The organism is Amycolatopsis sp. NPDC059021, assembly GCF_042739895.1.
In the GTDB taxonomy this organism is placed as follows: domain Bacteria; phylum Actinomycetota; class Actinomycetes; order Mycobacteriales; family Pseudonocardiaceae; genus Amycolatopsis.
On sequence record NZ_JBHYIQ010000081.1, the window covers coordinates 3620 to 4738 of the forward strand.

A 1119-nucleotide genomic window follows, 5' to 3' on the forward strand; every position below is an offset into this window, starting at 1 on the left:
CTCGGGGGTGCCGGGGGCCCGGGGGCGGTCCCGGCGGCGGAGCGCCCGGGGGCGGGTTTTGTGGGGCCCCCCCCCCCCCCCCCGGGGCGGCGGGCGGGCTGGGCGGGGGTGCGGGCAGTAAGGTCACGGCCATGGCCAGCAAGCCCAAGCAGCTGCTCGCGGAGTTGACGCACCCAGGCCCGCACGAGGTCCTGCGCGGCAACCTCGCCCTGGTCGGACTGCCCGGCGTGGTGTTCACCCCACGATCGGGTCTCGGCCTGCCCGCCGTCGCGTTCGGTCACGGCTGGCTTCAGCCGACCGGTCGTTACCACCAGCTGCTCCGGCACCTCGCGAGCTGGGGCATCGTCGCGACGGCCCCGGCCACCCAGCGCGGACCGCTGCCGTCGCATCGTCTGCTCGCTTCGGACCTGCTGGCCACGCTCGACCTCGTCACCAAGGTCCGGCTCGGTCCCGACGGCATCAGCGTCGACTCGGACCGCCTCGGCCTCGCCGGGCACTCGACCGGCGGCGGTTCGGCCGTCCTCGCCGCCGCGCAGGCCGCGACCGCCGAACCCCCCAAGCCCGAGATCCGCGCGGTCGCCACGATCACGGCCGCGCAAACGTTTCCTCCTGCGACCGAGGCGGCCAAAGCCATCAGGGCACCCGGTCTGCACCTGGCCGCGGGTGACGACCTCATCGCTCCCGCTGTCGGGCACGCGGAGGCGATCGCCGACGCGTGGGCGGGCCCCGTCCAGCTGCGCACGTTGGGGAAGTCCTCGCATCTGGCGGTCACCGAGGGACGGCACTGGAGCCAGCTGCTCCTGCACGGGAAGCCGCATCGCGGCACCCAGCAGCTGACCCGTGCCCTGTTCACGGCGTTCTTCCTGACCCACCTGACAGGCACCAGCAAGTACCTCCCGCTGCTCGAGGCCGACGTCAAGCGCGCCCCGATCGAACTCGCCGACGAACCCGCCGCCTGACACCCCGGCTCCCCAACCCAGCCACCCCGCCTTCAGCGCCCCCGAGTGCGTTTAGCGGGCTAAACGCACTCGCCCGGCCGCCCCCGCGTTCCCGTTTGAATGGTCAACCCGGGGGGTGTGGGGGTGTGGGGCGGGGGGTGTGCCCCGACAGACGCGCGGG

At 74.3% G+C, this 1119-nt stretch carries 1 protein-coding gene; it reads left to right on the forward strand.

Annotation, left to right across the window (positions count from 1 at the left end; all coding sequences use genetic code 11):
• Nucleotides 1–131 precede the first annotated feature (131 nt).
• Nucleotides 132–959, forward strand: a complete 828-nt coding sequence (locus ACFWX1_RS35225) for a dienelactone hydrolase family protein (RefSeq protein WP_378394120.1) — start codon at nt 132–134, stop codon at nt 957–959.
• Nucleotides 960–1119: the final 160 nt, after the last annotated feature.